The 24661-nt window shown below is 66.0% G+C and carries 24 protein-coding genes and 1 tRNA gene; 14 read left to right on the top strand and 11 right to left on the bottom strand.

Annotated features, from left to right (window positions below):
* Window positions 1-4 precede the first annotated feature (4 nt).
* Both ING15_RS10050 and ING15_RS10045 read right to left on the bottom strand, forming a co-directional pair.
* On the bottom strand, window positions 5-457 hold the full coding sequence (locus ING15_RS10050; protein WP_206454671.1) for an EamA family transporter: 453 nt from the start codon (window positions 455-457) through the stop codon (window positions 5-7).
* 1 nt (window position 458) lies between these two features.
* Window positions 459-1103, bottom strand: a complete 645-nt coding sequence (locus ING15_RS10045) for a LysE family translocator (protein WP_206454670.1) — start codon at window positions 1101-1103, stop codon at window positions 459-461.
* Between the two features lie 195 nt (window positions 1104-1298).
* Between ING15_RS10045 and ING15_RS10040 the strand changes: the two genes are divergently transcribed.
* From ING15_RS10040 to ING15_RS10020, 5 genes are all read left to right on the top strand, one after another.
* Complete coding sequence (locus ING15_RS10040) at window positions 1299-2519, top strand: argininosuccinate synthase (protein WP_206454669.1); 1221 nt, start codon at window positions 1299-1301, stop codon at window positions 2517-2519.
* An 85-nt stretch (window positions 2520-2604) separates the two neighbouring features.
* Window positions 2605-3615 carry an LLM class flavin-dependent oxidoreductase gene (locus ING15_RS10035; protein ID WP_206454668.1) on the top strand — a complete coding sequence of 337 codons (1011 nt, stop codon included), beginning with the start codon at window positions 2605-2607 and terminating at the stop codon, window positions 3613-3615.
* Between the two features lie 212 nt (window positions 3616-3827).
* Window positions 3828-5018: a hypothetical protein gene (locus ING15_RS10030; RefSeq protein ID WP_206454667.1), complete on the top strand. Its 1191-nt coding sequence runs from the start codon at window positions 3828-3830 to the stop codon at window positions 5016-5018.
* Window positions 5015-5602, top strand: coding sequence for a protein-S-isoprenylcysteine O-methyltransferase (locus tag ING15_RS10025; RefSeq protein WP_206454666.1), 588 nt, complete (start codon window positions 5015-5017; stop codon window positions 5600-5602). The genes ING15_RS10030 and ING15_RS10025 overlap by 4 nt, the downstream gene beginning before the upstream one ends.
* A gap of 134 nt (window positions 5603-5736) precedes the next feature.
* The gene (locus ING15_RS10020; RefSeq protein WP_206454665.1) at window positions 5737-6861 is read left to right on the top strand and encodes a site-2 protease family protein; all 1125 of its coding nucleotides are present in this window, start codon (window positions 5737-5739) and stop codon (window positions 6859-6861) included.
* Window positions 6862-6880: 19 nt separating this feature from the next.
* Here ING15_RS10020 and ING15_RS10015 read toward each other — a convergent pair whose 3' ends face one another.
* Complete coding sequence (locus tag ING15_RS10015; protein WP_206454783.1) at window positions 6881-8113, bottom strand: multidrug effflux MFS transporter; 1233 nt, start codon at window positions 8111-8113, stop codon at window positions 6881-6883.
* A gap of 152 nt (window positions 8114-8265) precedes the next feature.
* Entirely contained in the window at window positions 8266-8757 is a 492-nt protein-coding gene (locus ING15_RS10010; RefSeq protein ID WP_206454664.1) for a MarR family winged helix-turn-helix transcriptional regulator, read from the bottom strand.
* 170 nt (window positions 8758-8927) lie between these two features.
* On the opposite strand from ING15_RS10010, the gene ING15_RS10005 reads away from it, so the two are divergent.
* The 3 genes from ING15_RS10005 to typA all read left to right on the top strand — a co-directional run bounded on the left by ING15_RS10005 (window position 8928) and on the right by typA (window position 14890).
* Window positions 8928-10985 carry a M3 family metallopeptidase gene (locus ING15_RS10005; protein WP_206454663.1) on the top strand — a complete coding sequence of 686 codons (2058 nt, stop codon included), beginning with the start codon at window positions 8928-8930 and terminating at the stop codon, window positions 10983-10985.
* A 127-nt stretch (window positions 10986-11112) separates the two neighbouring features.
* Entirely contained in the window at window positions 11113-12900 is a 1788-nt protein-coding gene (locus ING15_RS10000; protein ID WP_206454662.1) for an adenylate/guanylate cyclase domain-containing protein, read from the top strand.
* A gap of 163 nt (window positions 12901-13063) precedes the next feature.
* On the top strand, window positions 13064-14890 hold the full coding sequence (typA, locus tag ING15_RS09995) for a translational GTPase TypA (protein ID WP_206454661.1): 1827 nt from the start codon (window positions 13064-13066) through the stop codon (window positions 14888-14890).
* 115 nt (window positions 14891-15005) lie between these two features.
* On the opposite strand, the gene ING15_RS09990 is transcribed toward typA, so the two are convergent.
* Entirely contained in the window at window positions 15006-16241 is a 1236-nt protein-coding gene (locus ING15_RS09990) for a pyridoxal-phosphate-dependent aminotransferase family protein (RefSeq protein WP_206454660.1), read from the bottom strand.
* Between the two features lie 215 nt (window positions 16242-16456).
* On the opposite strand from ING15_RS09990, the gene ING15_RS09985 reads away from it, so the two are divergent.
* From ING15_RS09985 to ING15_RS09970, 4 genes are all read left to right on the top strand, one after another.
* Window positions 16457-16837 (top strand): PH domain-containing protein, encoded by a 381-nt coding sequence (locus ING15_RS09985; RefSeq protein WP_206454659.1) that lies wholly within the window; start codon window positions 16457-16459, stop codon window positions 16835-16837.
* 205 nt (window positions 16838-17042) lie between these two features.
* Window positions 17043-17549, top strand: a complete 507-nt coding sequence (locus tag ING15_RS09980) for a GNAT family N-acetyltransferase (RefSeq protein WP_206454658.1) — start codon at window positions 17043-17045, stop codon at window positions 17547-17549.
* Window positions 17550-17736: 187 nt separating this feature from the next.
* Window positions 17737-18273 (top strand): inorganic diphosphatase, encoded by a 537-nt coding sequence (ppa, locus tag ING15_RS09975; RefSeq protein WP_206454657.1) that lies wholly within the window; start codon window positions 17737-17739, stop codon window positions 18271-18273.
* Window positions 18274-18488: 215 nt separating this feature from the next.
* Window positions 18489-18638: a DUF1127 domain-containing protein gene (locus ING15_RS09970; protein ID WP_206454656.1), complete on the top strand. Its 150-nt coding sequence runs from the start codon at window positions 18489-18491 to the stop codon at window positions 18636-18638.
* Window positions 18639-18763: 125 nt separating this feature from the next.
* Here the strand turns inward: ING15_RS09970 and ING15_RS19475 are convergent, their stop codons facing one another.
* Both ING15_RS19475 and ING15_RS09960 read right to left on the bottom strand, forming a co-directional pair.
* Window positions 18764-19075 carry a DUF167 family protein gene (locus ING15_RS19475; protein ID WP_206454655.1) on the bottom strand — a complete coding sequence of 104 codons (312 nt, stop codon included), beginning with the start codon at window positions 19073-19075 and terminating at the stop codon, window positions 18764-18766.
* Between the two features lie 4 nt (window positions 19076-19079).
* A complete protein-coding gene (locus ING15_RS09960; RefSeq protein ID WP_206454654.1) occupies window positions 19080-19382 on the bottom strand; it encodes a YggT family protein in 303 nt (100 codons plus the stop codon).
* A 150-nt stretch (window positions 19383-19532) separates the two neighbouring features.
* Between ING15_RS09960 and ING15_RS09955 the strand changes: the two genes are divergently transcribed.
* Window positions 19533-19608 (top strand) — tRNA-Ala (locus ING15_RS09955).
* Between the two features lie 141 nt (window positions 19609-19749).
* Window positions 19750-20973 (top strand): MFS transporter, encoded by a 1224-nt coding sequence (locus ING15_RS09950; protein ID WP_206454782.1) that lies wholly within the window; start codon window positions 19750-19752, stop codon window positions 20971-20973.
* Window positions 20974-20996: 23 nt separating this feature from the next.
* On the opposite strand, the gene ING15_RS09945 is transcribed toward ING15_RS09950, so the two are convergent.
* Genes ING15_RS09945 through ING15_RS09930 form a run of 4 tightly spaced genes read right to left on the bottom strand, consistent with a single transcriptional unit; the run spans window position 20997 to window position 24660 of the window.
* A complete protein-coding gene (locus tag ING15_RS09945; RefSeq protein ID WP_206454653.1) occupies window positions 20997-21701 on the bottom strand; it encodes an HAD family hydrolase in 705 nt (234 codons plus the stop codon).
* A gap of 9 nt (window positions 21702-21710) precedes the next feature.
* Window positions 21711-22499: a glutamine amidotransferase gene (locus ING15_RS09940; RefSeq protein WP_206454652.1), complete on the bottom strand. Its 789-nt coding sequence runs from the start codon at window positions 22497-22499 to the stop codon at window positions 21711-21713.
* A complete protein-coding gene (locus ING15_RS09935; protein ID WP_232845679.1) occupies window positions 22499-23014 on the bottom strand; it encodes a tellurite resistance TerB family protein in 516 nt (171 codons plus the stop codon). The genes ING15_RS09940 and ING15_RS09935 overlap by 1 nt, the downstream gene beginning before the upstream one ends.
* Entirely contained in the window at window positions 23011-24660 is a 1650-nt protein-coding gene (locus tag ING15_RS09930) for a heme biosynthesis protein HemY (RefSeq protein ID WP_206454651.1), read from the bottom strand. Before ING15_RS09930 ends, ING15_RS09935 begins: the two co-directional genes overlap by 4 nt.
* Between the last annotated feature and the right edge of the window lies 1 nt (window position 24661).

Here is a 24661-nt window from a genome sequence, read left to right as displayed (position 1 = left end):
GCGATCAGCGCCAGGCGACCAGCACCGCCCCACCCATGATGAGGACGACGCCGAGCCAGTTCGTCCACGACAGGCGCTCACCGAGAAAGGCCGCGCCGAAGACGGCGACCAGGACGACGCTCAGCTTGTCGACGGGCGCGACGGCCGAGGCCGGCCCGAGCTTCAGCGCCCGGAAATAGCACAGCCAGGACGCGCCGGTCGCCAGTCCGGACAGGGCAAGAAAGACGAGGCTGCGACGGGACAACTCGGCGCGTGGCTGCCATTGGCCGGTCAGGCTCACGATCGCCGCCAGCAGCACGACGACGACCGCCGTCCGCAGGAAGGTCGCGAGATCGGAATTGATCCCCTCGACGCCGATCTTTGCCAGAATTGCTGTGGCCGCAGCGAACATCGCGGCAAGCACCGCCCAGAACTGCCAGGATTGCGCGAGGCCGAGCGATGTCTGGTGCGACGCCATGTCACCGCCCCTGCGTCAAAAGAATGCGTACCGCGAAGGCCGAAAACACGCTGGCGAACAGCCAGTCGATCGCCCGCATCACTTTTGGGCGGCGCTTCAGCGCGGCGGCGAAGCGGTCGGCGGCGAGAATCATCGCGACGCTCATCGGCACCGCCAGAGCGATGAAGAACATGCCGAGGAAGAACAGCTTGCCGGTGACGTCGGCGTCCCGCGCGGAGACGAATTGCGGCAGGAAGGTCACGAAGAACAGGACGATCTTCGGGTTGAGCAGATTGATGCCGAGGCCGGTCAGCCAGTTCGAGGTAAGGCTATGCCGTCGCCCGGCCGGCTTGCCGTCGAGCTTGAAGGTCGAGCCGCCGCGGATCGCCTGCACGGCCAGATAGACCAGATAGCCGGCGCCGACGATCTTCAACGCGAAGAACGCCCGCGGCGAAGCGGCGATCAGCGCCGAGATGCCGAAGGCGGCCAGACTGGTATGCACGACGATGCCAGACGCCGCGCCGAGCATGGCCGCAAAGCCGGCCGCCCGCCCCTCGGACAGCGTGCGTCCGAGGAACAGCGTCATGTCCGGCCCCGGCGTGATGGTCAGCACGAAGGCCGCCAGCGTGAAGGCGAGAAGCGTCGGAAGGTCGGGCAGGAATGTCATCGGTATGCCTCGTCGCAGTGCCCCCGATCTGGAGGGAGGCGAAAACGCAAGCTGAGCTGATCGTCAATACGGAACGGGCGCGCGTCCCGCCAGCCGAGTTTTCTTCGCCTGCGGCTCACGTCGTCCAGGAAGCGGTTTCCCTACCGGCCTGCTTTGCGCTAGAGGCGTGGCAAAGCGCAAGACGAAAGAGTTCCAATGGCACCCACCCGTGACGTCAAGAAGGTCGTCCTCGCCTATTCCGGCGGGCTCGACACCTCGATCATCCTGAAATGGCTGCAGACCGAATACGGCGCGGAGGTGGTCACCTTCACCGCCGATCTCGGCCAGGGCGAGGAACTGGAGCCGGCGCGCCGCAAGGCGGAAATGCTCGGCATCCAGGAAATCTACATCGAGGATCTGCGCGAGGAGTTCTGCCGCGACTTCGTCTTCCCGATGTTCCGCGCCAACGCCGTCTACGAGGGCACCTATCTCCTGGGCACCTCCATCGCCCGGCCGCTGATCTCCAAACGCCTCGTCGAGATTGCCCACGAGACCGGCGCCGACGCCATTGCCCACGGCGCTACCGGCAAGGGTAACGACCAGGTCCGCTTCGAACTGGCCGCCTACGCCCTCGATCCGGACATCAAGGTAATCGCCCCGTGGCGCGAATGGGAGTTCAAGTCGCGCACCGACCTGATCGACTTCGCCGAGAAGAACCAGATCGTCGTGTCCAAGGACAAGCGCGGCGAGGCGCCGTTCTCGGTCGATGCCAATCTCCTGCACTCCTCCTCCGAGGGCAAGGTGCTGGAGGACCCGGCGGAGGCGCCGCCGCACTACGTCTTCCAGCGCTCGGTGAGCCCGGAGGAAGCGCCGGACAAGGCGACGACGATCGAAATCGGTTTCGCCAAGGGCGATCCGGTCTCGATCGACGGCGAGACGCTCAAGCCCCACGAGCTGCTGGCCGCGCTCAACGATCTCGGCCGCGACAACGGCATCGGCCGGCTCGATCTGGTCGAGAACCGCTTCGTCGGCATGAAAAGCCGGGGCATCTACGAGACCCCCGGCGGCACCATCCTTCTCGCCGCGCACCGGGCGATCGAATCGATCACGCTGGATCGCGGGGCGGCGCATCTGAAGGACGAACTGATGCCGCGCTATGCCGAGCTGATCTACAATGGCTTCTGGTTCTCGCCCGAGCGCGAGATGCTGCAGGCGGCGATCGACCGCAGCCAGGAATATGTCGAGGGCTCGGTGACGCTGAAGCTCTACAAGGGCAATGTCATCGTCGTCGGTCGCTCGTCGCCGCAATCGCTCTATTCCGACGAGTTGGTCACCTTCGAGGACGATCACGGCGCCTATGACCAGAAGGACGCGGCCGGCTTCATTCGCCTGAACGCCCTCAGGCTCAGGACGCTGGCCAAGCGCGACGGGCGGTAGGCAGGGGCGGAAGAACGCAGCGTTTCATTGATGTCATAGAGCGCGGCGTCCATATCGGGGTTCACCATAGACAAGGGCGCCCGCCATGATCCCCTATTCCGTTCTCGACCTGTCGCCGATCCCGCAGGGCTCGACCGCCGCCGAAGCGCTGGCGAATTCCGCCGACCTTGCCCGGCATGCGGAGTCCCTCGGCTATCTGCGCTTCTGGATGGCCGAGCACCACAACATGACCGGCATCGCCAGCGCCGCGACCGCCGTCGCGCTCGGCCATGTCGCGAGCCAGACGTCGACGATCCGGATCGGCGCCGGCGGCGTCATGCTGCCGAACCACGCGCCACTGGTCATCGCCGAGCAATTCGGCACGCTGGCGACGCTCTATCCGGGCCGGGTCGATCTCGGCCTCGGCCGCGCGCCTGGGACCGACCAGCCGACCGCGCGGGCGCTACGCCGCAGCCTCGACAATTCCGACAATTTCCCCCAGGACGTTGTCGAGTTGATGGCCTATTTCGAGGAGGCCGAGCCGAACCAGAAGATCCGGGCGGTGCCGGGCACCGGCACCCACGTTCCGGTCTGGATTCTCGGCTCTAGCCTCTATGGCGCGCAGCTCGCCGCCCATCTCGGCCTGCCCTATGCCTTCGCCTCGCATTTCGCGCCGGGCGCGCTGGATCAGGCGGTGGATGTCTATCGCGAGACCTATCGCCCGTCGGCGCGCTGGCCGAAGCCGCATTTCATGCTGGCGATCAACGTGTTTGCCGCCGCGAGCGACAAGGAAGGTCGCGTGCTGAAATCCTCGATGCAGCAGGCCTTCGTCAATCTGCGAACCGGTCAGCCGGGACCGCTGCCGCGACCGGTGGACGACTTCGATGCTCGCGTCGAACCGGCGGCGAAGGCAATGGTCGAGCAGGCGCTGGCAGTCTCGGCCACCGGCTCCCCGGAGACCGTCCGCCGCGAACTTGCGCGCTTGGTCGAAGCCTATGCGCCGGACGAGGTGATCCTCACCGGCCAGATCCACGATCACGCGGCGCGCATGCGCTCCTTCGAGATCGCGGCGCAGGCGATGCGCGCAGTCGCAGATACCCGCAGCGCAGTCGCGTAGGGTCCGACCGCTTCGCCGGCGTGATTGAGTCCCGGCGGATGGGGCAGGATGGCAACGCCCGAGGCATATCCGGACCCGACCGAGGGTATCCTTCTTCTCAACTCGCCCTCCCTGGGCTAGGCGATACGCGACCGTGATCTTGGCTTCCTTTCGATCGCGGTCAATGTGGACCCTGCCACCCGACAGCATGTCGGGCGGATCGTGGAGAAGGTATGATCGAAAAGCGGCTCGTGTTTATGTTCCCCGGTTTCGAGCCGATGCTGGCCCTGGCCCATATGGAACGGTTTCGGCGGGCGGCCGACCGCTCGGCCATCGTCTGGGAAGCCGACCTTCGGCTGGACCATGTGGAGCAATCTGCGGGCGCACCGCACGATACGCTCTTCCCGTCGCTTCACGCGACGCTTAGCAGGGCCGGCTGGCGCACGGAGACAGAACTGGTCTTCTGCGAGTGGGGCGATCTCATTCTCGCTTACGCCGCGCGCCCGGCAGTCGAACGGCTGTCCACCGGACTGGTGGCGCTGACCGACTTCCTCGTGACCGGCACGTTCTTCCGCTATTGCCGGGTGAGCTGGCGTTATGCCTTTTTCTTCGCCTTTCCGATTGCCGTCATGACGGCGGCCATCTTGATTGGTTGGCTGGTCCATGCCGTGTTGACGGCCCTATTGTCGAGCCTCGCCGGCTCCGCAATCGGTTTCGTCCTTGGCTTCGCCGCCGCGCTGGCGCTGCTGTTTCTCGCGGAGCGGCGATGGCATCTTCTGACGGCCATGGACGATTGGGCCTTGGCCCGCGACCTTTGCCGCGAGGGCAACCCGGCATTGTCGGCGCGGATCGCACGGCAGGCCGAGGAAATCGCCGCGCGGGCGGCGGCGAGTGACGCGGACGAGATCGTCGTCGCCGCCCACAGCCTCGGCGCGAGCTTCGCCGTCCTCGCCTTGGACCGAGCGTTATCGGGCGATCTGAAGACCGACCGCCGCTGGCATATTCTCACCGTCGGCTCCAGCCTGATGAAAACGGCGCTGCATCCGGCCGCCAAGACGCAACGCGCGGCCGTCCGCCGCCTCGTCACCGAGCACCGCATCGCCTGGACCGATTGCCAGGGCCTGTCCGACCCGATCAATTTCTACAATTCGAACCCCACGACCTCGCTCGGCATTCGCGAGGGCCGCATCCCGGCGGTTGTGCGGGTTCACTTCAGGCGGCTCGTCTCGCCGCAGACCTACCGGCGCATCAAGCGCGATTTCTTTCGCCTGCACCGACAGTTCGTGCTCGCCGTCGAGCGTCGCTGCCCCTATTCCTTCCACATGTTGCTGCTCGGGCCCCGCCCTGTCGCCGACTTCGCCGAAACCAGAACCGTCGATGTCCCGCCGCTTGCGCCAGCTCCGTGCGGGGGTGCCGCTCCATGAGTCCGGCCCTCGCCGGTTCGATCGCGTGGGTGCTGATGGTCGTCGGCTGGTACGCCATCCGCTATCCGTTCGAGCGCCGCGCCAAGCGGCGGCGCGTCGAACGCACCCGGCGGGGCCCGGCGGAGACGCTGCGCATGGCGATCTCGCTGACCGGTCTCGGCATTCTCCCAGCGATCTTCGTCGCGATCGGCTGGCCGGACTTCGCCCGCACCGACCCGTCCTGGGGGCGGATCGCGTTCGGCGTCGCCGCGATGGCGCTGGCGCTGGTCTTGTTCCGCAAGACCCACAAGGCGCTGGGCAAGATGTGGTCGGTCTCGCTCGACATCCGCGAGAAGCACGAATTGGTGACATCCGGCATCTACAGGCGACTGCGCCATCCCATGTATAGCGCGTTCTGGGCGATGGCGCTGGCGCAGGCGCTGCTGGTGCCCAACTGGATCGCCGGACCGGCCGGCCTGATCGGCTTCGGTATTCTCTTCGCCGCCCGGATTGGCCCGGAGGAGCGGATGATGGAAGAAACCTTCGGTGACGCCTATCGCACCTACAAGGCACGGACGGCGCGGATCATTCCGGGTATCTTCTGACGCGGGTATCCACTTCGATCGAGCGCCCCGACTGGTGTTTCGCGGATTCCGAAGCCCCATATGATGGGGCGACGCTGGTCGGCGCACATCCCGCACGCCGCCTTTGCGGCCGGCGCTGAAATGGAGAGCCGCGAATGTCCTGGTCCCTCACCCTAGGCCGGCTGTTCGGATCCGAGGTTCGGATTCACATCACCTTCCTGATCCTCCTGGCCTGGATCGGCGTCGCCGCCTATCAGAGAGGCGGTGCTGCCGCCGCCCTCGCCAGCCTCGCCTTCATCATCGCCATCTTCGCCTGCGTGGTCGCCCATGAATTCGGCCATGCCATCGCTGCGCGGCGCTATGGCATCAAGACTCCGGACATCACGCTGTTACCGATCGGCGGCATTGCCCGGCTCGAGCGGATGCCGGAACGGCCGCGTGAGGAAATCGTCGTCGCGCTGGCCGGCCCCGCCGTCAACGTCGTCATCGCCACGGTGCTGATCGTCTTTCTCGGCGCCCGCTTCGACCCCGAAAGCCTGGCATCTCTCGACAGTCCCACGGCGGGTTTCCTGGCGCGGATCGCCACCATCAACATCCTTCTAGTCCTGTTCAACCTGATCCCGGCCTTCCCGATGGACGGCGGGCGCGTCTTGCGGGCCCTGCTGGCGCTCAAATTCGACCGTCCGACGGCGACACGCTACGCCGCGCGCGCCGGCCAGTTCCTGGCCTTCGGCTTCGGATTCTGGGGCCTGTCCACCGGCAACGTCTTCCTGGTCTTTATCGCCGTCTTTGTCTATGTGGCCGCCGCCAGCGAGAGCTATCAGGTCGGCGTCGACGACGCGGCGCGTTCGGTCTCGGCCCATGAGGTAATGATCACAAGGTTCGAGAGCCTCGGGCCCACGGCGAGCCTCGCCGACGCCGCCGAGGCGCTGATCCACACCACCCAACATGAATTCCCAGTGGTCGACGGCGGCGGAAAGCTGCGCGGCGTCCTGACCCAGAAGACGCTGATCGCGGCACTGGCGCAGTCGGGACGGGAGACGCCGGTCGTCGACGTCATGATCAGGGACGTGCCGCTGGTGCGTGAGCACGCGGCGCTATCCTTCGCCATGAAGACGATGCGCGAGCGCGGCGCCGGCGTCCTCGGCGTGGTCGATCACGCCGGGCGGTTCATTGCCTACATCACCCAGGAAAACATCGCCGAATATCTGATGCTCGCGCAGGCCGGCGGCGTCGACCGGCCGAAGCCCGCCGCCCGGACCGAGATCGGCCCGTTCTGAGCCACATCGCCGCCGCCGCTCACTCCCGCTCCTCGCGCGGCATCGGCGGCGCCGATACGCGCGGTCGCGGCTCCGGCTCGGCGAGATGCGGATGGGCGCGATAGACCCCATAGGCGCCGATCGCGATGATCCCGAGGCCGGGCACGACGATCTGCGTCGCCAACACCGGCTCGCCGATCAGCGCCGCGATGACCCCGCCGACGAGGCCGGCGCCCATCTGGATGAAGCCGGCCATCGCCGCGGCGGCGCCTGCCATATGCGGAAACGGCGCCAGCGAAGCCGTGGTCATCGCCGGCATGACGAAGGCGATGCCGAAGGCATAAAGGCCGACCGGCCCCATGATCGAGAGATAGGAAACCGGCAGCGCCGCGATCGATATGGCGAGGCTGAGGCTTCCGGCGGCGATGAAGCCGAGCCCGACCGGAACGAGGCGATGGGCGCCGGTCCGTGGCATCAGGAAGCGCACGGCGAGCGAGCCGGAAAAGAACAGGCCGGACTGAGTGAGCATGCCGACACCGAACTGGGTCGGCGTCAGGCCGGCCCGATCGATGAGCACGAAGGGCAGCACCGTCGCCAATGTGTAGAGCGCGCCGACCGAGCCCGCGACGGTGAGGCTGGTCGCCATGAAGTGCCGGTTGGTGACGAGTTGCCGATAGGAGCGGACGATCGCAATGGGGCGGATGCGGGACGGATCGGGAATCACGGTCTCGCGCATGTAGCCCAGCGTTACGCCAACCACCACGAGGCCGCAGACCAGCATGCCGACGAAGATCGCCTGCCAGCCGGCGAGATCGAGCAGGACACCGCCGATCGTCGGCGACACCGCCGGACCGATGGCGAGGATGATGCCGATCGTATTCATGATCCGCGACGAGGTTTCACCGGTGAACTGATCGCGGACGATGGCGCGCGATGTCGCGACTCCGACGGACGCCCCGATCCCCTGCAGCAGGCGCGCGGCCAGAAGCGTCTCGACGTTGGGCGCGATGACCGCAAGGACCGAACCGGCCAGATAGATCGCGATGAAGCCGAGCGTGGTGATCCGGCGGCCGAAGGCGTCAGAGACCGGCCCGCAGACCAGCTGGGTGAGGGCGAAACCGGCGAAATAGACGGCGAGCGTCAGCTTGATCAGCGAGTCGGTCGTGCCGAATTCGGCGACCAGGGTCGGCATCGCCGGCGTATAAAGCGCCAGCGAGATCGGTCCGATCGCGACCAGGCAGCCGCCGATGAGGCTGGTCCGCCGCTCGGACATCAGAGGCGAGCGGGCAGAAGAGACGGTCAAGCGGGGCGATCCGTTATTGGAGGCTCAGACGGCGACGCACGGCCGCATCCAAGCGAACGGTCCGCGGCCGCTCGCGTCCTACTCCAATCCGGCGGCCTGGCAAACCCGCCCGCCAGCGCAGTCTATGCGGCGCCGCGCAGCGGCTGTTCGACCGGCGTCTCGCCCAGAACCTGCGGATCGTTGGTCAGATTGGCCCGCATCGTCTGTAGCGCGGAATCGAGGAATTTGCGCTCGTCCTCGTTCAGGCCGCTCACCGTACGCTCATAGACCGCGAGCGCTACGGGTCGGGCCTCCTCGAACACCTGCTCGGCGGCCTTTGTCGGTGCGATCACCTTGGCGCGCCGATCGGTCGGATCGACGGAGCGGGTGATCAGCCCGCGCGCCTCAAGACGGTCGAGATAGGCCGACAGGGTCATCGGCTCCACGCCCATGCGCTCGGCCAGCACCGCCTGGCGGGAGCCCTCGTAGCGTGCCACATAGGCAAGTGCGCGAATCTCTCCGGGCGTCAACGCCAGACCGGCTTCCACCACCGCCTTTTCGAAGGCTTGTCGATAAAGCCGGGCGATGTCGACCACGACGAAGCCGAGGGCGTTTCCTGGAAGAAGTTGCGACATGATGGCAAATGTCCCGTTTTTTTTCGTTTGGCGCATGCCGAAGCGTCACGTCAGGATCGGCATGTCCATCTTAGCATAATCCTCCCGCCGAAGCGGCGCGTCTATAGGCCATTCGACCAACCGGCCGAAGCGTCCGGCGGGCTTCATGTTATTGTAACAAAGGTCTTCCCATGAACGATCGCGGTATCACGGCCCGGAAAAATGATGACTTCACGATTAATTTATCGGACCAGCGTCTCGACTTCGACACAATCGGCTCGGCCGGTGTTCCCGAGAGGTTTCGGGCGGCGATGGCGGAACACCTGGCCGAGATCGCGGCGATCGCCGACAACCCGTCCGCGCCGGATTTCAGCAATACATTTGGGGCGATGGAGCGCTCCGGCCGGCGACTAGACGCCCTGGCCCGGGTATTCTTTGCGCTGGCCGGCGCCAACACCGACGCGGCCTTGCAGGCGGCCGAGCGCGAGATTTCCCCGGCGCTGTCCCGCCATGCCTCGGCGATCATGCTGAATGCCGGACTCTTCGCGCGGGTCGATGCCCTCGCCCAGAACAACGACGAAAAGTCGCGCCTGGCACCGGAAGATGCGCGGCTGCTGGAGCGCATTCACAGCGGATTTGTCCGCGGCGGCGCGAATCTTCAGGGAGCCGACCGCGAACGGCTGGCCGAGATCGACGCGGAATTGGCCTCGCTCGGCACACGCTTTTCCCAGAACATCCTTGCCGACGAGCGCGACTGGCTGCTGCCGCTCGCCACGGACGACCTCTCCGGCTTGCCGGATTTCCTCGTCTCGTCCATGGCCGGGGTCGCGGCCGAGCGCGGCACCGACGGCTATGGGTTGACCCTGTCGCGCTCCCTTGTCGTGCCGTTCCTGACCTATTCCGACCGGCGCGATCTGCGCGAGACCGCGTTCCGCGCCTGGACCAGCCGCGGCGAAAACGACGGGCCCTCCGACAACCGGCGGATCATGGCCGACATCCTGCGGCTTCGGGGCGAAAAGGCTGAGCTGCTCGGATATCAAAGCTACGCCGCCTACAAGCTCGACGACCAGATGGCCAAGACGCCGGCCGCCGTCCGGACTCTTTTGGAAGAGGTCTGGGATCACGCCAAGGCGCGTGCGGCAGAGGACGCAGAAGCGTTGCGCGCGCTCGCGGCCGCCACCGGTGACAACCATGCGCTGGAGCCCTGGGACTGGCGCTATTATGCCGAGAAACGCCGGCGCGCCGCGTTCGATCTCGATGAGGCGGAACTGAAGCCGTATTTCCAGCTCGACCGCATGATCGAGGCGGCGTTCGACGTCGCCGGCCGGCTGTTCGGCCTGACCTTCGAGCCGGCGCCCGACGTCAAGGCCTGGCACCCGGACGTGAAGGCCTGGACCGTCCGCGACCGGACCGGCGCCGAGCGCGGCCTGTTCCTCGGCGACTATTTCGCCCGGTCCTCGAAGCGTTCCGGCGCCTGGATGAGCGCGCTGCGCGGCCAGCACAAGCTGGATGGCGGCCAGACGCCAATCATCTACAATGTCTGCAATTTCGCCAAGCCGAACCAGGGCGAGCCGGCGCTGCTGTCGCTCGACGACGCCCGCACGCTGTTCCACGAATTCGGCCACGCCCTGCACGGCCTGCTCTCGGACGTGACCTGGCCGTCGCTTGCAGGAACCGCCGTCGCCCGCGATTTCGTCGAGCTGCCGTCGCAGCTCTACGAACACTGGCTGACGGTGCCCGAGATCCTGGAAAAGCACGCCCGCCATGCCGAGACCGGCGCGGCGCTGCCCCAGGCCCTGCTCGACAAGCTGATCGCGGCGCGAACCTTCGACGCCGGCTTCGACACGGTCGAATACACCGCATCGGCTCTCGTCGATCTGGGCCTGCACGAGGCCGAAGCCGTTCCGGACAAGCCGCTGGAGTCCGAACGGGCAATGCTGGAGGCCCTCGGCATGCCGCGAGCGATCGTCATGCGCCACCGCTCGCCGCATTTCGCCCACATCTTTTCCGGCGACGGCTATTCGGCCGGCTATTACTCCTATATGTGGTCGGAGGTGCTCGACGCCGATGCCTTCGAGGCGTTCGGCGAGACGGGTAATCCGTTCGATCGCGCCACGGCGGATCGGCTACTGAAGCACATCTATTCCGCCGGCAATTCGCGCGACGCGGCCGAACTCTACACCGCCTTTCGCGGCCGCATGCCGACCACCGAGGCGCTCTTGAAGAAGCGCGGCTTCGTCGCGGGTTAGGGCACGACGACCGGCGATCTGGCAAGCCGGGGCGGCAGTCCGCACTGCGGCCCTGAACGGCCGACAGTCTTGTAGCGCGGCACGGGTCGATCTGGTAAATTGACCCGTCGCAATGGGACCCATGTCGATGGCCCGACCGATCCGCCGCCTCGCCGCGATACTGTCGATGGATATGGAAGGCTTTTCCGGCCTTGTCGAAGCCGACGAAGCCGCCGCCCTCCGCGCCGTCGTGCACACCTATCGCAAGCGCGTGCTCCCGACGATCGGCGATTACGGCGGCACAGTGTTCAAGACCACCGGCGATGGCCTGCTGGCGGAATTCACCAGCGCCGTCAGCGCCGTCAAATGGACCGCTTGCTTCCAGCGCGCGATGGCCGCCGACGAACCGGACGATGCGCCGCTGCGCGTGCGCACCGGGATCGTCATCGGCGACGTGGTGGTGTCGGACGACGATCGGTTTGGCGAGGGCGTCAACATGGCAGCGCGGGTTCAAGCACTCTCGCCGGCCGGCGGCATGGCGATCTCGCGGGGGGTCTTCGAGTATCTGACAGGCAAGACCGATCTCTATTTCACCGATATCGGCGAGCAGTCTTTGAAAGGCTTTTCGGGTCGCCATCGGATCTGGGTATGGGACCCGAAGATCGTCGGCGTCAGCCGACGCAGCCCCGTCGCCGTACCCGACCCGGCGACGCACCCCTCCATCGCGGTCCTGCCCTTCGACAATCTGAGCAACAACGCCGAGCGCGACAGCTTCATCGAGGGCATGGTCGAGGAGATCACCGCCAGCCTGTCCCGGGTCAGGGAATTCCTCGTCATTGCTCGGCACTCGGCCTACGCCTATCGGGGACGGTCACTCGACGTGCGGGCCATCGCCACCGAGCTCGGCGTACGCTACCTGCTTGAAGGCAGCGTGCGGTTTGCCGGCGAGCGCATGCGCGTGTCGCTTCGCCTCGTCGACGGCGAGACCGCCATGCAGATCTGGAGCGACCGGATCGAGGCGGAGGTCGCCGACGTGTTCGAGGTGCAGGACCACATCGCCGAACTGGTCTCCGGGGCGCTGCATCCAACAATCCGCCAGGCCGAGGTCGACCGCTCACGCCGCAAGGCGCCGGAGAGTCTTGTCGCCTACGACCTCGTCATGCGGGCATTGCCGCATCTGTGGGCGCATCGGCGGGACGAGAACATCCGCGCCATCGCGCTGCTCGGCGAGGCGCTGACGCTGGAGCCCGACAACGGCCGCGCGGCGGCCATCTGTGCCTGGGCGCACGCCCAGCACATCGTCTACAACTGGTCGGAGGATTTTGCCGCCGAGCGCGCCGCCGGTCGCGCGCATCTGGAAGCCACGGCGGGACAGATCGACGATGACCCGCTGGCGCTGACCGCCGCCGCCACTGCGATCATGCTAACCGACGGCGCGCTGGACCGGGCCAACGCGCTCATCGACCGAGCCCTCGACATCGACGTCAATCATGCCTGGGCATGGACCCGCCGGGGTTTTGCGCGGGTCTATGCCGGCCGGCCGGACGAGGCGTTCGCCTGTTTCGAGCGCTCGATGCGGCTATCGCCCCGCGACCCCTTCAGCTTCAATTCGATCGTGGGAATGGGCTTGTCGCATTTTTCCGCCGGTCGGCCGGCGGAAGCGGCGCGCTGGACACGGCGCGCGCTCGTCGAAAAGCCGGGGATGACCTGGCCGCTGCGGGACCTGGCGACCTTCCTGGCGTCGGCCGGCGAGATGGACGAGGCCCGGCGTGCGCTTCTGGCCTTTCTGGCGATCCGCCCGGACGTCACCGCCGCCGCGGTCCGGGACGCCCTGCACTTCATGGAGCCGGCGCTACTCGACCGCTATGTCGGCGGACTTCTCGCAGCCGGCCTTCGCGACAACTCGGCCCCGCCGGCTTGGCTTGCCCGTGGTTGAATCGGCGGCCCAGCGGAATGCGAGGCGTGCGCGCGCCGCTTGCCTGCTTCCGCAAGATCGCTCTTTCGCAATTGCACAAAATACCCTATATGAGCCTCCAGATCAGCGCCGGGCGGACATTTGAGGTGTCGGCCGCGGCCTTAACTTGTTTCCGGTGACAATCATGAAGCTCCGCAACATCGCGATTATCGCGCACGTCGACCATGGCAAGACGACGCTCGTCGACAAGCTACTGGCCCAGTCTGGCTCGTTCCGCGAGAACCAGCGCCAGGAAGAGCGCGCGATGGACTCCAACGATCTGGAGAAGGAGCGCGGCATCACGATCCTGGCCAAGGCGACTTCGGTCGAGTGGAAGGACACCCGCATCAATATCGTCGATACGCCGGGCCACGCCGATTTCGGCGGCGAGGTGGAGCGCATTCTCAACATGGTCGACGGCGCGGTCATCCTGGTCGACGCGTCGGAAGGTCCGATGCCGCAGACGAAATTCGTGCTCGGCAAGGCGCTCAAGGTCGGATTGAAGCCGATCGTGGCGATCAACAAGATCGACCGCTCCGACGAGCGCCATCAGGAAGTGCTCAACGAGATCTTCGACCTGTTCGTCGCGCTCGACGCGACTGAAGAGCAGCTCGACTTCCCGGTGCTTTACGGTTCGGGCCGTGGCGGCTGGATGGCCGAGGAGCCGGAAGGCCCGCAGGATCAGGGCCTCACGCCGCTGTTCGACCTGATTCTGAAGCATGTGCCGGAGCCCGATACCGCCGGCAAGGACGAGCCGTTCAAGATGATCGGCACGATTCTGGAGGCGAACCCGTTCCTCGGCCGGCTGATCACCGGTCGTATCCAGTCGGGCTCGATCAAGCCGAACCAGGCGGTCAAGGTGCTGCACGGCGACGGCAAGCTGCTGGAAACCGGCCGCATCTCGAAGATCCTCGCCTTCCGGGGCCTCGAGCGCGTGCCGCTCGACTTTGCCGAGGCGGGCGACATCGTCGCCATCGCGGGCTTGTCCAAAGGCACGGTCGCCGACACCTTCTGCGACCCGGCGGTGACCGAGCCGCTGCACGCCCAGCCGATCGATCCGCCGACGGTAACGATGTCCTTCATCGTCAACGATTCTCCGCTCGCCGGCACCGAGGGCGACAAGGTGACGAGCCGCATCATCCGCGACCGTCTCCTGAAGGAGGCCGAAGGCAATGTCGCGCTGAAGATCGATGAGGCGGACGACAAGGATTCCTTCTACGTCTCCGGTCGCGGCGAGCTGCAGCTGGCCGTGCTGATCGAGACGATGCGCCGCGAGGGTTTCGAGCTGGGCATTTCGCGTCCGCGCGTCGTCATGAAAGAGGGCGAGAACGGCGAGGTCCTGGAGCCGATCGAGGAAGTCGTCATCGACGTCGACGAGGAGCATTCCGGCATCGTCGTCCAGAAGATGAGCGAGCGCAAAGCCGAGATGATCGAGCTGCGCCCCTCCGGCGGCGATCGTCAGCGCCTGGTGTTCCACGCCCCGACCCGCGGCCTCATCGGCTATCAGTCGGAGTTGTTGACCGACACCCGGGGCACGGCGATCATGAACCGCCTGTTCCACTCCTATGCGCCGTTCAAGGGTACGCTTCCGGGCCGCAACACCGGTGTCCTGATCTCCAACGACACCGGCGAAAGCGTCGCCTTCGCCATGTTCAACCTGGAAGATCGCGGCCCGATGGTCATCGATGCCGGCGTCAAGGTCTATGCCGGCATGATCATCGGCATCCACACCCGCGAGAACGATCTGGAAGTGAACGTTCTGAAGGGCAAGAAGCTGACCAACATGCGCGCGTCGGGCAAGGACGAGGCGATCAAGCTGACGCCGCCGATCCGCATGACGCTCGACCGGGCGCTGTCGTGGATTCAGGACGACGAACTGGTCGAGGTGACGCCGAAGACCATCCGGCTGCGCAAGATTTATCTCGACTCGAACGAGCGCAAGCGCTTCGACAAGAGCCGCAAGGCGGCTTGATCGCCCGGCGCTTGGGACCAGGCGACCCTCTCTGTTGACGAAAAAACGGGTGCCTGCTCTCGCGGGCACCCGTTTTTTCGTCGGCACGACTTGGGAGATCGCACGATCGAAGGTGTTACGCGGCCGCCACCTGCGAGCCGGCCGCCTCGGACGCCTCGGCGCGGTAATAATCCTGCGCCGCCGCGACGCCCGATCCCAGCTCGATTCGGGCGCCGGCGTCGACCAGCGCCATCTCGGCGATGCTCAGCGCCGTCAAGCACATCCCCGCGTTGAGATCGCCGAGATGGCCAATGCGGAACACCTTGCCGGACAATTGCGCGAGCCCGCTGCCGAACGAGGTTTCGTACCGCTCATAGGCGATTTTGAGCACCGCGTTCGCGTCGACACCTTCCGGCACGCGAATCGCCGAGACCGTGTCCGAATGCCATTGCGGCGCCACCGCCTGAAGCTTCAGCCCCATGCCGGCAACGCCGCGCCGCACGCCTTCGGCCAGGTGGTGGTGGCGCGCGAAGACATTGTCGAGCCCTTCCTCGAACAGCATGTACAACGCGACCCTCAGTCCGTGGAAGAACTGCGTCGGCGGCGTATAGGGGAAATAGCCCTGATCGTTGGTCGCGATCATGTCGGCGAAGGAGAAGTAGCACCGCTCCATCTTCGGCCGGTTGGCGCGATGCGCGGCCAAGGCCTTTTCGGAAACCGACAGGAACGACAGCCCGGCCGGCAGCATGAAGCCCTTCTGCGACCCGGCGACGGCGAGGTCGACGCCCCATTCGTCCTGGCGAAAATCGATCGAGGCGATCGACGAGACGCCGTCGACGAAGATCAGCGCGTGGTGCGAGTGGGTATCGAGCAGCTTGCGCAGCCCGGCGATGTCCGAGGCCACGCCGGTCGCCGTCTCGTTCTGGGTAGCGAACACGGCGCGGATCTCATGCGCCTTGTCGGCCGCGATGACGCGTTCGTATTCGTCCAGCGGCACGCCGGCGCCCCATTCGACATCGATCGCCGTCACGTCGAGCCCGAGACGCTGGGCCATGTCGACCCACAGATGCGAGAACTGGCCGAAGCGCGACATCAGCACCTTATCGCCACGCGCGAGCGTGTTCTGGATGGCCGCTTCCCAGGCGCCCGTCCCTGACGACGGATACATGAAGACGCGCCCGTCCCCGTTCCGGAAAACCTTCTTCAGATCGCGAAACAGCGGCAGGGTCAGCGCCGGAAAATCCGGCGAGCGCTGATCCTCCATCGGCACGTTCATGGCGCGGCGCACGCGCTCGGGAACATTGGTCGGGCCAGGGATGAACAGATGTCGGATACCGTGCTTCAAGCATACCTCCCATGGGCCGGCACGCATGCGAGCGCACCCGTTTGCGGGCACCCGCTCGCGCCGGCTTTCGCCGATCCTATAGAATCAATAGCTCCAATGCTCGCTTTCAATTTCTTTCGCTACAATAAGTATTTCTTAGGTACGCTGCCGTTTCCCCGCCGTTGCCGGCAGACCGTTCTGGACAGGGCCGGCAAGATCGGTATCCAGTCGCGCAGCAGGATTAGCGAAAGCGAGAGAGTGGGATGGGTCTTCTTTCCGGCCTCATGGGGCTGAGCAGCGACGCCGATATCGAGGCGGTGCGCTCCGACCTCGACCCTATGCTACTGGTCGACGAAGAGGTCCACCTCGCCTTTCGGGTCGTCCGCGATCTCCTCGTCTTCACCGATCTTCGCCTGATCATCGTCGACAAGCAGGGCATGACCGGCCGCAAGCGGCACATCCAATCGATCCCTTACCGCGCGATCACCATGTTCGCGATCGAGACGGCCGGTAATTTCGATACCGATTCCGAACTCACGCTGTGGATGAGCGGGCAGCCGCCACTGTTGCGTCAATTATCGCGCCGCGCCGACATCGCCGGTATCCAGCGCGCGCTGGCGCACGGAGTCCTTGGCCGGCCGTGAGGCCGTTTCCCATCGGCATGTGGCGCAAGCGCGTTCGGCCACCGCGATAGGTCGGCCCCCTCCTCCGCCCAAACCAAAAAGCCGGGGACAACCCGGGTAACCGCGTCGGCAGGGCCGATGCGTGATTGCCGTTGGCGGACAATCAGCGGAAAAGCGAGCCGGCGAACGAGACGGATCGGTCGAGACGGTTTATGATTAACATCCAATGAACACGATTGCCGCCGAAATTCGCCTTGCCGAACCACGCGACACCGCGGCGCTGGCGGCGGTGCATGAGGCGGCATGGCGCGGCGCCTATAGCGGCTTGCTCCCCCACAACAGTCTTTCCCGGATGATCGGACGCCGTCACGAAGCCTGGTGGGTCCGGGCGATCCGCAACGGCGCGGCGATCCTGGTCGTGGAGTTTGCCGGCGAAACGATCGGCTATGCCACGCTTGGGCACAACCGGGCCGAGGCGATCAAGGCCGAGGGCGAGATCTACGAACTTTACCTCAAGCCCGAATATCAGGGGCTGGGATTTGGCGGGCGCCTGTTCAAGGCGGCCAGAGGCCTGCTGGCCGACCGCCGTTTAACCGGTCTGGTCGTGTGGGCGCTCGCGGACAATCACCAGGCCGTCGATTTCTATGCACGGCTCGGCGGCGCCGATGTCGCCGAGGGCCACGAAGTGTTCGAAGGCCGCAACTTCGGCAAGATCGCCTTCGTCTGGCCCTGATCGCGGGCCGCCATCGCGGCAGGCGCACGGGTTGTTGCACCGCCCTTCGCGAGCGGCTAGAGCATCGGGCGATCCCCAAGGCGCCCGATCGAGATTTCTCCGCGCTTTGACATGCCAATCCGGCGTTCACGCCTCGGCGCCGACGATGCGCCGACCGTCCGGAACGAGACAAGGAAGAGAACAGATCATGCGCATCGACGCGATCGCCATCGGCAATACCCCGCCCGACGATATCAACGTCATCATCGAGGTGCCGCTCGGCGGTCATCCGATCAAATACGAGATGGACAAGGAGGCCGGTTGCCTCGTCGTCGACCGGTTCCTCTACACGCCGATGACCTATCCGGGGAATTACGGCTTCGTGCCGCATACGCTGTCCGACGACGGCGATCCGATCGACGTCCTGATCTGCAATACCCGCCCTCTGTTTCCCGGCTGCGTCATCAACTGCCGGCCGATCGGCGTCCTCGTGATGGAGGACAACAAGGGCCAGGACGAGAAGATCATCGCGGTACCCTCGCCGCACATCACCCGGCGCTTCGAGATGGTCCAGGAATACAAGGACCTGCCCGAGATCACCCTGCAGCAGGTCGAGCATTTCTTCGAGCACTACAAGGATCTGGAGCCCGGCAAGTGGGTGAAGATCGGCGACTGGGGCGATAGCGACAAGGCGCGCACCCTGATCACCGAAGCCATCGAGCGCGAGAAGCAGACGAAGGCCTGAACGGGCCCTGTCAGTCGGCGCGCGAGCGCCGCCCGACCGGGGGCGATCTTCCGCGAACGAAGAGCGATCATATCATGAACGATTGAGATCCGGTAAATGGCCGGATGCCTTTGTCATGCGCAGTTTGCACACCAGATTTGCAATTCGATGCTCTCCTCTTGTGCGATGCAATATCCTATATTCGTGTGATCGCAACGCCGCTTTGGACAAGACCCATGTTTCGCCAGCTCACCAGCCGCCTGCAGGCCTACCGCCACCAGCGCAACGACATCCGCCAGCTCCAGCTCATGGACGATCGTGAACTCGCCGATATCGGCGTCGTTCGCGGCGATATCGCCCGGGCCGTGCGCTTCGGCCGGCGCTGATACCGGACCGCCGATCTTTCCAGGCCGGCGACAGAACGAGATACTGCTTCAACGCCGCCGCCGTGACCAACGGATGGGCGGCGTTTTTGCGCGCGCAGTGCGCCGGTTGCGCGGTTGGTGATGCGTCAGAGTTTGGCGAGCGCGGAGGTCAGCGCCGCCGAATCGCCCGCGATCCGCAAGGTCTTCGAGCGTGAGGTGGGACCGGCGACCACCGTAACGGCTGATTTCGGCACGCCGAGACTTTTCGCCAGCACGGCCGTCAGCGCCTTGTTCGCCTTGCCGTCCTCCGGCACCGCACGCACCCGGGCTTTGAGCTGTCCGTTGCCATCGCCATCGATGCCCGGCCCATCGATCCGGTCGACCGAGGATTTCGGCGTCAGCCTCACCTGCACGAGGACGGCGTCATCGACGACGCGCCAGAAGCGCGGGTCGGCCACCGGCTCAGACGCCGGCGCTGTAGATCGCCGGATTGACGTAATAGACCAGCAGATATTGCAGGAACATGATCCCGAACAGCACGACCAGCGGCGACAGATCGATGCCGCCGAGATCAGGAAGCACCTTGCGGATGCGCCGATAGACAGGCTCGGTCAGCTGCCACAGGAAGCGCCCGACCGAATCGACGAAAGGGTTGCCCGGATTGACGATGTTGAAGGCATAGAGCCACGACAGAATCGCCGAGGCAATGACGATCCACCAATAGAGGTTGAGCGCCTGATACAGAACATAGGTGACTGCGAGCATGAAACGGGAACCTTTCCGACGACGGCCCCGATGTAGCCATCGTCCCTTGAAATCGCAAGCCGGCGACGGCGCGGCAGGGGTGATGGTGCCGCCGATTGCCCGTTGACACCGCCGAGCCCGGCACCCTATATCGCGGTCGCAATGGTGGACGGGGCTGTAGCTCAGTTGGGAGAGCGCGTCGTTCGCAATGACGAGGTCAGCGGTTCGATCCCGCTCAGCTCCACCAACCAGTCTCATGCTTGTCCAGGACCTCCCGTAAGCCTGGTATGACGCGCCCGACGGTTCGGGCCGAGCCAGGGCAGGTGCGGTCGTGACCCAGGATGTGGAGGCCGAGATCGGATCAAAACCCGGTCCGGACGTCGCCGTCATTCCCGACGACGACCGCTTCGCCGCCTTCCGTAATCCCCGCTTCCTGCGCTATTGGTTGGCGCGCTTCTTTTCCACATTCGCCATCCAGATCGTCGTCGTCTCGGTCGGCTGGCAGATCTACGATCTGACCCGCAATCCGCTCGATCTCGGCATTATCGGCCTGTGCCAATTCCTGCCGGCGCTTCTCCTGGTTCTCGTCACCGGGGCGGCGGCCGACCGGTTTTCGCGCCGGCTGATCATGGGACTTTCGATCCTGGTGGAGGCCGCCGGCGCGCTCGCCCTCCTGCTGCTGACGTGGCATGGCCTCGCCTCGCCGCTGCCGGTCTTTGCCGTCCTCGTCGGCTTCGGCATCGCCCGCGCCTTCTTCGGCCCGTCCTCCCAGTCCCTCGTCGTCAACCTCGTGACCCGGCAGGAACTCGCCAACGCCATCGCCTGGAACTCCTCCTCCTGGCAGATCGCGGCGATCGTCGGCCCGGTCGCTGGCGGCCTGCTCTACGGCGTCTCGCCACTCGCCGCCTATGCGATCGGCCTCACGCTCTTTCTCGGCGCCGCGGCGTTGGTGCTGTCGATCCGCGCACCGGCGCGCAAGCGCGTGCCCGAGCCCGCGAGCTTTGCGACAGTCGTCGCCGGCTTCCGCTACATCTGGTCGCAAAAGGTGGTGCTCGGTGCCATCTCGCTCGACCTCTTCGCCGTGCTTCTGGGCGGCGCCGTCGCGCTGATGCCGGTCTATGCCCGCGACGTGCTGGAGGTCGGCCCCTGGGGCCTCGGCCTGTTGCGCGCCGCGCCGGGGGTGGGCGCCGTATCGATGGCGATCTGGCTCGCGGCGCATCCCATCAAGGACAAGGCCGGCGCCGTCATGCTCGCCTTTGTCGGCCTGTTCGGCGCCTTCACCCTTGTCTTCGGCCTTGCCACCGCCCCTTGGCTGGCGATTGCCGCGCTCGCGCTGGCCGGCGCGTCCGACATGATCAGCGTCTATATCCGCGAGACACTGCTGCAGCTGTGGACTCCCGACGCCGTGCGCGGCCGAGTCAACGCCGTCAACATGGTGTTCCTCGGCGCCTCCAACGAACTCGGCGAATTCCGCGCCGGCGTCATGGCGTTCTGGATCGGCGCGGTGCCGGCGGTGGTTTTGGGCGGCGCCGCCACCATGGGCGTCGCGGGTCTCTGGGCCTGGCTGTTCCCGGATCTGCGCCAGGTCCGCCATCTCGCTGGCCGCGACTGACGCCGGGCTCGGTCGTAATCGGGTCAAAGTCCTCCGATCAGGCCCGGCACCTCGCCGAGCCGCTCGATGCGGCGAAAGCGCGGCTCGTCCGCCGGCGCCTCGGCGTGCTCCATCGCCCAGATCAGATCATGCGGCACATGCACGCCGTAGCAGCCCGCGGCGAGCGCCGGCAGGACGTCCGATTTCAGCGAATTGCCGATCATCATCGCCCGCGTCGGTCCATCGCCGTGCCGGGCGAAAATCCGCTCGTAGGTCGCGGCGGACTTGTTGCTGACGATTTCGACCGCGTCGAAGAAATCGCCGAGCCCGGAGGCGGCGAGCTTCCTCTCCTGGTCGAACAGATCGCCCTTGGTGATCAGCACGAGCCGATAGCGTCCGGCCAGCGCCTCCAGCGTCTCCTCCGCCTCGGGCAGCGTCTCTACCGGATGCTCCAGCATCTCGCGGCCGGCGTCGAGGATCTCGCGCATGATCGCCGGCGAGGCAGCATCGCCGGTGACGTCGAGCGCGGTCTCAATCATCGACAGGACGAAGCCTTTGATGCCGAAACCGTAATGGCCAAGGTTGCGGCGTTCGGCCTCAAGCAGTCGGCTCGACACGACCGCGCCCTCCGCGTGGTCCGCGAGCATCTCGCGGAATCGTGCCTCGGTCAGCTGGAAAAACCGCTCATTGTGCCAGAGCGTGTCGTCGGCGTCGAAGCCGATGGTGGTGAGCGTGGTAGTGGACGGCATGCTCCAGCCTCACTCCTCCACCCGCGCCCCGAAAATCCGGGCGAGGAATTCCTCCAGCCAGCGCCGCACCGGCGCGTCGTAGATGGCCCGCCCGTCGAAATGCTGGCGCCGCCCCTGCGCGCCCGGCAGCTTCAGCCGTTCATGCCCGCGCGTCGTCCAGCGGTGCATCATGGCGAGCGTCAGTTCGGCGTGGAACTGCACGCCATAGGCGGCCTTGCCATAGCTGAACGCCTGATTCGGATACCAGTCGCCCGTCGCCAGGCGTTTCGCGCCATGCGGCAGGTCGAAGCCCTCGCGATGCCATTGATAGACCGTGTCCGGCCAGTGCGGCATCAGCATCCGGCCCTCCGGGGTCGCCCGGATCGGATAATAACCGACTTCGGCGCAGCCGTTGGGATGGCTGGCGACCGAGGCGCCGAGATGCTTGGCGAGCATCTGCGCGCCGAGGCAGATACCGAGAAACGGCCGCTCCTCGGCCAATGGCACCTTGAGCCAGTCGATCTCGCGGACGAGATGTGCGTCGGTGTCGTTGGCGCTGGGCGGCCCGCCGAAGACGATGGCGCCGCCATGCGCCTCCAGCGTTTCGGGTAGCGGGTCGCCCATCACCGGCCGGCGGATGTCGAGCGTGACGCCGTGCGCCTCGAGCATCTGCCCGACGCGGCCGGGCGTCGAGGTTTCCTGGTGCAGGACAATCAGGATCGGGCGCTCAACCGCGCCCTCGAGGCTGTAGCGATGTTCCGCCGCCGCATGACGGACCGTCTCGGCGGCGTTCCGTTCGCGCTTGTCGTAATAGGCCATCAGTCGGAAAGCCCGCTCCTGTCCGCCGCCTCCCGCTTCATCAACATGCGATCGCGAGTCGAAACCCCGAGGAGATCCGAAATGCGCCAGATCAGATTGTCCTCGAGCTCATGGACGTTGCCGTCGGCGTAGGTCACCTCCCAGAGCATCTCGACGAAACGGACTCGATGCTCGGGCTCCAGCCTCGCATTCAGCACCGAGGTGAACTGGTAGAGATCGACGGCCCCGGCATCAGCCTCACGGCCGGCGTCGGCGATCCTGTCGGCCTCGGCCGGGTCGAGCCCGAACTCCTGCGCCAGCACCGCCCGCATTTTTGTCCGTTCTTCGTCCGTGACGATGCCGTCGGCGCCGATAATGTGGAATAAAAGCGCCGCGGTCGCGACCCTCAAATCGTCCGTGCCCGCCGCATCCGGCATCGCCGCGTCTCGGCCGATCGTCTGCAGAAAATCCCGAAACGCCTCGAACATCATCTCACGCTCTGTCTGGTTGATCGGACCGACGCCGGCTCCGGTCAAGCGAAGCGGGCCTCCTTGCGGTCCTCGCTGGTGGGGCCGGCGCCACTTGCCGCCGGCTTGTCGCCATCCGGCTTATTTTTGACGCCGGCGGAGCCGTCCCCAGCCTTCCGGTCTCCCGGCGTGAACGGAGTCGGCGCACCGTTTCCAGCCAATGTCCCAGTGCTCTGAGACCCGCTGGACGGCGCGGGCGTGGGCGCGGGCGCCGGTTCGGCATCGCCATTCCCGGCCTCAACCGAACTGGCCAGCGCCTCCGCCGCCTTGTCGGTGCGCTTTGGCTCGGGCTCCGGTATCTCGGTCACCTCGATGGTCTTGGCATCGCGCGCCGTCTCGGCTTCGATGAGCGGGCCTTCGCCCGCCATATGTTCCACCGGCACTTTCCAGCGGAAGGCGTCCAGCCGCCCCGTTACCGGCGATATCGGCGCCCAGACCTTCGATACATAGCCATCGGCGGTCCACCCCGGATCGCGTTCCGCGCGAATCGCCTTGGCCAGCCACTCGCGCACCCGGCCCACCTCGCCGGTGTCTTCTTCCTCGATGTCGGCGAGCAACAGGTAACCGCTTTCGCGCGGTTCCGCCTCGACTGCCGCGAGCGCCGACTTGCGCGCAAGCTCTAAGTCACCGGCGTCGAGCGCGGCGCGGGCGAGACACATCTCCGCCTCGAAATTGCCGGGACGAAGCCCGTGCAGCTTGCGCGCCCGCTTCAGCCGGTCCTCGGCGGAGTCGCCAAGCCGCGCCCGAACATAGGTCTCGGCAATGTCGGGGTGAGGCGCGTGGGTCCAGCTCGACTCCAAGATCTTCGACCCGCGCCGTAGATCGCCCAACCTGAACAAAGCCTCGGCTGCGACCAGGGCAGCCGGGGTCAGATCCGGCGCAAGCTTCTGCGCCTCGATGCCGGCGGCCTTGGCCGCCGACGGATTGCTCTCGGCGACGGTCATCGCCTTGGCGGTCAAAAGCACCGCGCGCAGCCGCTTGGATTCGTCCCGGTCGATCAGACGGGTATTCTTCTGCGCTTCGAGAATATCGAGCGCCCCGTCCCACTCGCCGGCTAGCGACTTGGCTTCCAGAACGGCGCCGCCGGCCCAGGGCACATGCGGCGCAATTCGCACCGCACGCTCGGCATAATGGCGGGCCGCGCCTTCGTCGCCGACGCGCTCGGCCTCCAGAAACAGGCCGCGCAGCGCGAGCAAGCGTGTCTCGGGATCGCGCTCCATCTGCTCGAAGGCACCGCGCGCCCGCGCATGATCGCCCTCGATCATCGCCGTCTGGGCGTCGAGGAAGCGAATCAGCGGCTCCTTGCGCGCGTTCAGCAACTTTTCGCTGCGCTTGGTCATCCGCCGTGCCTCGATCGCGTCGCCAGCGCCGGCGGCCAGAATACCCGCCGAGAGCGCCCGATAGCCCCGGTCGCGATTCCGTGTGCTCCACCAACTGCCGATGGCGCCTGGTGTCTTGAAGAACGCCCCGACCAGCCAGACAACGACCAGAATTGCCGCGATCAGGGCGCCGAGCGCGATCAGGAACATCATCAGGCTGGTTTCGACATTCTGCCCCTGCCAGACGAAGGTCACCTGGCCGGGATTGTCCGCCAGCCAGGAAAAACCGATGCCGGCGGCCAGGACGATGAGAAAGAAGGCGAGGATTCGCAGCATG

Source organism: Aurantimonas marina (genome assembly GCF_017183135.1).
GTDB lineage: Bacteria > Pseudomonadota > Alphaproteobacteria > Rhizobiales > Rhizobiaceae > Aurantimonas > Aurantimonas marina.
Note: the sequence above shows the minus strand (reverse complement) of the source record. Positions and strands in the feature narration are given on the sequence as shown.